The following is a 7,201-nucleotide window of genomic DNA, read 5'->3' as shown; positions in this document are numbered from 1 at the left end:
TGATGTCGACTCTGTTCGAAGTGAAGATCTTAGACAGGAGCGTATTGCGAGCTCGCCACAATTTATTGATGGTAAAGTGGTTTCTCACCTACCAAGGGTGAGCGCAGAAGAAGGCATGCTAAAAACCATGTGGAAGTTTTTCATGCAGCGTGATCGCTATAAACCCTCCGACCGCCTTCAGTTTCAGGCAGTCGATACCCAGCTACTTGCCGAGCCTAGCCAGTCGCTCAGGGTAACTTGGCTGGGTCATTCCTCATTGTTTGTTGAGGTCGACAATACTCGTTTGTTGATTGACCCGGTATTTGAGTACGCAGCACCATCGTTTTTTGCTCGATGGTTCGAGCGGAACGTTGATGCGCCGGTCAGCCGCGAAGATCTGCCTGTTCCTGATGTGATTCTGATTTCTCATGATCATTATGATCATTTGGAAGAGAACACGGCGCGATACTATGCCAACACGGATGTGAAATTCTTTGTTCCGCTTGGCGTGGGTCGTCATCTTGAAAAGTGGGGCGTGAAAGCAGCCAATATTCAGGAATTCGACTGGTGGGAAAGTCAGCAGTTTAATAGCGTAACTATTACCTCGGCACCGGCTAACCACAACTCAGGGCGTGGGCTGTTTGATTCGAACAAAACCTTATGGTCTTCATGGGCGATTCAGGCTAATGCCGGGAGTGTGTTCTACAGCGGTGACTCGGCCTACGGCGATCATTTTAAAGAAATCGGTGAGCGTCTGGGCCCGTTTGATTTATCGTTTATCGAAGTGGCGGCCAATGTGAAGAACGGCAAAGGCTACCCGGTCGAGGGGTGGGGCCATATGCAGGCAGCTCATACGATGCAGGCTCACCTGGATGTCAGGGCTGAAAAGCTCTTTCCGGTACATTGGTCTACCTATGAGCTGTTCCTTCATCGCTGGGATGAGCCTGTGAATGACTTGATTGCCGAGGCTGAAACTCATAACGCCGATCTGGTTACGCCTTTAGTTGGTGAGTCGCTGGACTTCTCGCAACCAGTGCGTACCACATACTGGTGGCAAGATAGACTGCAATGGCTGGATTATTCACAGTTGGCGCAGGTGCAGGCTCAACCATAGAGTATGGTTTGACTGGCAGTATCTGGTAACTTCAGATGCCGTATCGAATTTGCATTTTGTTGCGAATTGACAAAAAACTGTCATCAAAAGCAAGGCTTTCCCTAACTACACTCAAGTGAAGTGTTATAGAGGGAAAGCCTATGAAGATCCTCTTTATCTGTCGGCATAATGCCTGCCGCAGTATTCTTGCCGAAGCCATTGCCAAGCGCTTTTTGCCTGACCGATTTGAAGTTGCCAGCGCCGGCAGCGATCCGATAGGCGAGCTGCATCCCTATGTTGAAAGTTACCTTACCGATATGGGACTTAATCCTGATGATTTTCGTAGTAAGTCTTGGGAGGAGTTGACCGGATATCATCCTGATATCGTTATTTCCGTTTGCGATCAGCAACATGGCGAAGCCTGTCCTAACTGGCTGGCAGACGGAGTCCGGGTTAGCTGGGATATCAATAATCCTATTGGAACTAGTGCTAGCAAGGCCGAATTTGATGAGCAGTGCCACCAGACGTCGGCATCATTGAAAAGACGAATCGACCGACTAGGCAAGTATTACTTCGAAAATATGACCCATGAAGAGGTTTCTCAGAAACTTAGCCAACTGCATGATATGTAACTTCTACCAAACATCGAGTTTTAAGCCGCATACATCCGGTAATTAGCCAAAACGGCCATTGATATAGTCTTGTGTTAACTTGTGCTGCGGATTGTTGAACACATCTTTGGTGGTGTTGACTTCAATGAGTTTTCCGAGGTGAAAATAAGCGGTTCGGTCCGAAATTCTTGCGGCCTGTTGCATCGCATGGGTAACAATAACAATGCTGTAGTTTCGTTTTAGATCGTTGATGAGCTCTTCAATGATCCCGGTAGCAATGGGATCCAATGCCGAGCAGGGTTCGTCCATCAGGATTACCTCGGGGCTGATAGAGATTGCACGGGCAATACAAAGACGTTGTTGTTGGCCTCCGGATAGCCCGGTTGCAGGCTGCTCCAGCCTGTCTTTGACTTCATCCCACAATCCGGCCTTGATAAGCGATGCTTCGACAATGTCATCCAGGTTGTGTCGGTTGTTGGCAAGGCCATGGATGCGGGGACCGTAGGCGATATTGTCATAGATTGACTTTGGGAACGGGTTCGGGCGTTGGAAAACCATCCCTACCCGGGCTCTGAGCTCGACCTGATCCAGCTTATAAATATCTTCGGCATCCAGTGTCATGAGTCCTTCTACCTTACAGCCCAAAACCGTATCATTCATTCGGTTAAGGCAGCGGATAAAGGTGGATTTTCCGCAGCCTGAAGGCCCTATCATGGCCAATACTTCGCGGTTTCCAATATCCAGCGATGCGTTGCAAATTGCGCGCTTGTCATCGTAATAGACATTGATGTCCCGGGCGGTCATACGCGGGGAGTCGACGAAGGCATTACCCAGGGTCAGGTTCTCTTGCGCTGCACCTGTGGAATCGATTTTTTCGGCTTTGAGTTTCAGAGCATCTTCCATCGTCGTCACCATCGTCTTTCTAGTTTCTTACGCAGGAAAAGAGCAAACCCGTTCATCAGGATAAGGAAAAGAAGCAGCACCATGATGGCTGCTGAGGTGTTTTCGACAAATCCTTTTTCGGGGTTCTCTGCCCATAGATAGATTTGTACTGGCAGGGCGGTTGCCGCGTCAAAAGGACCCGCAGGTATATCTACGACAAAGGCCACCATTCCGATCATTAGCAATGGTGCAGTTTCGCCCAGTGCTTGTGCCATACCGATAATGGCGCCGGTTAGCATACCCGGCATGGCCAGCGGGACGACATGGTGTGTGACGACCTGCATGTTAGAAGCCCCCATCGCTAATCCGGCATCCCGAATTGAGGGCGGCACCGCTTTTATCGCTGACCGGCTGGAGATGATCACTGTCGGCAGGGTCATGAGGGAAAGCACAAGTCCGCCGACAATAGGGGCAGAGCGGGGCAGAGCGGCAAAATTGAGAAATACAGCCAGCCCGAGCAGGCCGAAGACAATTGAGGGTACGGCAGCCAGGTTATTGATGCTGATTTCGATGAAGTCTGTAAACCGGTTTCTTGGGGCAAACTCCTCAAGATAGACTGCCGCGGCTACTCCGATGGGAAAACTGAGTACCAAAGTGGTCAACAAGGTATAAAACGAGCCGACTGTTGCACCGAGGATACCGGCCATTTCGGCATCTCGGCTGTCTCCCTGGGTGAAGAAATGGTGGTTGAAAACAGTGCGCACCTGGTCATGACGATTTAGGTGTTGGTACCACGTTATTTCCATGTCGCTGAAGGTGCGGCTGGCTTCTGACAGCGAACGTGATATATGACCTTTATGGAATTGATTGAAATTATCACCGGCCTGAAGCCACAGGTCGGTTTGCTTGCCAATTAGCTCGGGCTGCTGCTTGAGCTGTTGCAATAGCTGATATTCCGCACCAATAGACACTTGCTGGTACAGGCGTCTTAGCTCACGTCGCTGAGATACTTCAGGGAAGGTTTGTCTGAGAGAGGCACGAATAACCTTGCGTGTATGAACAGGGCGGAGAGTCGAGACTGGCTTGTCGGCATCCAGCCCGAGTGCATTTCTGCTGAGATCCAGAGAGAGCCGGATCTCTGTGGTATAAAATGCGCTGTAGCCTTTGGCACAGATAGAGGTTAGCAGAACAGACAGAAACAATAGGGCAAGCGAAATCGAAATAATACCGATTGCTTTGAATCGCTGTTCGTTTTTATGCCTGCAAGCAAGCGACGTTTTAACGCGTTGCCGTTTATTTTTGGCAAGTTCCAATAGTATATCAGTCATACTGCTCCCGATATTTTCGGACGATATGCAGGGCGATGAAATTCAGTAGCAGGGTAACTACAAACAGGGTGAGCCCAAGGGCAAAGGCTGCAAGAGTCTTGGGGTTATCAAACTCCTGATCACCGACAAGCAGGGTAACAATTTGCACGGTGATCGTTGTCACCGAGTCTAGTGGATTGGCAGTCAGGTTGGCTGACAGACCGGCCGCCATAACGACTATCATTGTCTCGCCGATTGCACGTGATACCGCCAGCAGCAATCCGCCGACAATGCCTGGCAGCGCTGCCGGCAGTACCACTTTGGTTATTGCTTCAGACGGAGTTGCCCCCAGGGCGAGTGCGGCATCTCTCAAATCTTTGGGTACGGCCCGGATCACATCATCAGACAGTGAAGAGACGAATGGGATGATCATCATTCCCATCACCATTCCGGCGGCAAGCGCACTCTCCGACGAGGCACTGTCTATGCCGAGGCTGGTGGCCAGTTGCCGGATTAGCGGGGCGGCAGTCAGGGCGGCAAAGTAACCATAAACCACAGTTGGAACCCCGGCGAGAATTTCCAGCAGGGGTTTGGCAATATTGCGAACCCGCTCTGTCGCGTACTCGGAAAGATAGATAGCACTTAACAGGCCTATCGGGGCAGCAATACACATGGCAATGACCGTGATCATCAGGGTGCCGCTGAAAAGTGGTATGGCACCAAATGCGCCACTGGCACCTTGCTGATCTGCCCTAATGGCAATTTGCGGCGACCATTGGGTGCCAAACAGAAAATCAGACACAGGGATCAGGTGAAAAAAACGAATAGCCTCAAAGAGTACCGACAGCAGGATCCCAATGGTGGTGATGATGGCAACCAGCGAGCAGACCCAGAGAAAAGCCTGCATGACTTTTTCGACGTAGTGCCGTGCTTTTATTTTCGGTCTGACGAGGAACCAACCTGAGATCAGGCCAAGTACCGCCATGATTATGGTTATTGTCTGGAGCAAGGTAGTGCTGTGAGCGGAAAGAGTGCGGTAGTAATGGGCAGCCTGATTGATAATGGGATCGCTGCTGGTTGTTAATCCTCGGGAGACATTGGCTATCTGGGAAACCAGCAAGGACTGGGTGTTTTGGCTGGCAAATGCGTCTAGGAACGAAACGGGTAGCGAGTCCAGCACTAGTGAGCGGATCACTACCCCTTCAAAACCGTACCATATCAGTAAGAGCAAGATGGGAGGGATCAGGCTAAGCATAGCGGCATGCCAGCCATAGTAGGAAGGCAAGGAGTGGAGGAACCGAATTCCGCCCATCTGCCTTGCCTGAAGCAACGCTTTATGGCGGCAAATGATGTATGCCGCCAAAGCGCAACTTAAGATAACCAGCCAAACAAGCCCCATTTATTCCCCTTAATCTAATGTTGTTGAACTGCTCTATGGGATGTTGGTATTCATTGCGACGGCATTATTACGAATCACTTGCCATTCACCGTTGGCTAAAGGGATCAGGCCGCGATAGGTGAGGTAGCCTTCAGGACCGATAGCATCTTCAGAGGTAAAGGCTTCGACATATTCTTTGATACCGGGGATCACTCCGATATGCGCTTTCTTGACATAGAAGAACAGTGAGCGAGAAACTGGGTAGGCACCGCTACCGATATCATCGAAGGTTGGGGATACACCATTGATTTTGGCACCCTGTACCTTGTCGGTATTTTGATCGAGAAAACTAAAGCCAAAAATACCAAATGCGTTGGGGTTGGCATTGAGCTTCTGAACTATTAGGTTGTCATTCTCGCCAGCCTCAATGAAAACGCCGTCTTCGCGAATGGCATGACAGACAGCCTTGAATTTAGATTTGTCTGTTTTGCTAAGCGCTTTCATTTCCGGATTTTGTGTGCAGCCTTTTTCCATTACCAGCTCGACAAAGGCATCGCGGGTACCAGAGGTAGGCGGAGGGCCAAGAACCTCAATCTTCTGATCGGGTAGGGCGGGGTTGATATCTTTCCAGGTTTTGTGAGGGTTACCGATAAGATGGCCGTCTTGCTGGGGAATGACTTTGGCCAGCGCCATGTAGATCTCTTTGATGCTGACATCGAAGGCTTGGGCGTTTTTGGAGTTGGCAAAGGCTATGCCGTCGTAGCCGATTTTAATTTCCAGTATCTCGTTGACCCCATTTTCTTTGCATAATGCTATTTCTGAGTCTTTTATCTTTCGTGAAGCATTGGTGATATCGGGTGTACGCTCACCGACACCGTTACAAAACAACTTCAGTCCACCACCTGAGCCGGTAGACTCTATTTTGGGGACGGGAAATTGGCTTGAACGGCCAAAGCGCTCTGCCACAACGGTAGCAAATGGGTAAACGGTTGATGAACCAACAATACTGATTTGATCACGGCTGGCAGCATAACTGTTATTGTTGTTAATTGCTGAAGCAAATACTAACGAACAGAGTATCGGTTTGAGGTAATTCACAGCGGCCTCCTGTGCCAAAACAAAGTCATTACCTATAAAACCTAGTTCTCTAGTTTCACGAGTAGGTTACAGTTTGTTGATCTTATGGTGACACTAATTGCAGAAAATTGCTTTAAGTGCGAAAGGAGATAAAGATGTGTAATAAATATTTGTTATCTAATTTTATGATTAATAGGAAATATTTTGTGATTAACAGTTCATCACCGAAGCACGCTTATACTTATTTTTTAAAGGGGAATGCTAACAGTGATACTATTTGTTTAAGTGCATATCAAAATAATTCTTCCACTATAAAAATAAATCGTCTGCATAGTAAGAAAGTCCTGTATTATGGTGAAAATAATGCTGAGACAGCGTTCCTCTGAATATAAATAAGAAAAATATTATCGAGTGCATTAATGACTGATGTTGCATATTCACTATTACCAGTGCTAACGATAAACAATGGTATCGTAATTGCGTGTAATGACGTTTTTACTGAACAAGTTGGTTTTGTTGAGTCTGAAATAATAGGCAATCAGCTGCATTGTGTTTTATCCGTGATCGATACGGACACACAAGACACAGTCAGTGATGAAAACATTACTGATTATCTTGCTGACAAAGCTCAGAAGAGTTGCGTCAGAGCTGCGGTTAAAGACAAACATCACTATGCACTGCCGGTAGACGTGCAATGTCAGGCTCGGGCAGATGCTCCGGGGGAGTTCGAGCTATATTTTCGGGTCATCGAAAACAAATCGGTTGATCCGATTACCGGGTTGCCTAATGGCTGGGCAATACGTTCCCGAGCTGAGTACTTACTTCGCCTGCCAGATTTGCAAAAACCGCAGATAGCATTGATTGTTTTTTGTGT

Annotated in this window: 7 protein-coding genes; 3 read left to right on the top strand and 4 right to left on the bottom strand. The window is 48.5% G+C overall.

The annotated features are described in order from the left end of the window. Positions 1-1,093, top strand: a 1,093-nt coding sequence (locus MHN01_RS11435) for an MBL fold metallo-hydrolase (protein WP_239411466.1), incomplete at its 5' end; no start/stop codon positions are given. Between the two features lie 140 nt (positions 1,094-1,233). Continuing rightward, on the top strand, positions 1,234-1,704 hold the full coding sequence (locus MHN01_RS11430) for an arsenate reductase ArsC (RefSeq protein WP_239411465.1): 471 nt from the start codon (positions 1,234-1,236) through the stop codon (positions 1,702-1,704). A 42-nt stretch (positions 1,705-1,746) separates the two neighbouring features. On the opposite strand, the gene pstB is transcribed toward MHN01_RS11430, so the two are convergent. From pstB to MHN01_RS11410, 4 genes are read right to left on the bottom strand one after another with little or no spacing between them, the layout of a single operon-like run. Further along, positions 1,747-2,586, bottom strand: coding sequence for a phosphate ABC transporter ATP-binding protein PstB (gene pstB / locus MHN01_RS11425; protein ID WP_370646498.1), 840 nt, complete (start codon positions 2,584-2,586; stop codon positions 1,747-1,749). Positions 2,587-2,591: 5 nt separating this feature from the next. Next, entirely contained in the window at positions 2,592-3,893 is a 1,302-nt protein-coding gene (gene pstA / locus MHN01_RS11420) for a phosphate ABC transporter permease PstA (RefSeq protein WP_239411464.1), read from the bottom strand. After that, positions 3,886-5,271: a phosphate ABC transporter permease subunit PstC gene (gene pstC, locus MHN01_RS11415; RefSeq protein ID WP_239411463.1), complete on the bottom strand. Its 1,386-nt coding sequence runs from the start codon at positions 5,269-5,271 to the stop codon at positions 3,886-3,888. Before pstC ends, pstA begins: the two co-directional genes overlap by 8 nt. A gap of 33 nt (positions 5,272-5,304) precedes the next feature. Further along, the gene (locus MHN01_RS11410) at positions 5,305-6,348 is read right to left on the bottom strand and encodes a PstS family phosphate ABC transporter substrate-binding protein (protein ID WP_239411462.1); all 1,044 of its coding nucleotides are present in this window, start codon (positions 6,346-6,348) and stop codon (positions 5,305-5,307) included. A gap of 398 nt (positions 6,349-6,746) precedes the next feature. On the opposite strand from MHN01_RS11410, the gene MHN01_RS11405 reads away from it, so the two are divergent. Next, on the top strand, positions 6,747-7,201 hold a 455-nt coding region (locus MHN01_RS11405), incomplete at its 3' end, for a hypothetical protein (RefSeq protein WP_239411461.1).

The sequence above is a fragment of the Photobacterium sp. OFAV2-7 genome, assembly GCF_022347985.1.
Lineage (GTDB): Bacteria > Pseudomonadota > Gammaproteobacteria > Enterobacterales > Vibrionaceae > Photobacterium.
This window is presented reverse-complemented; position numbering and strand designations above follow the sequence as displayed.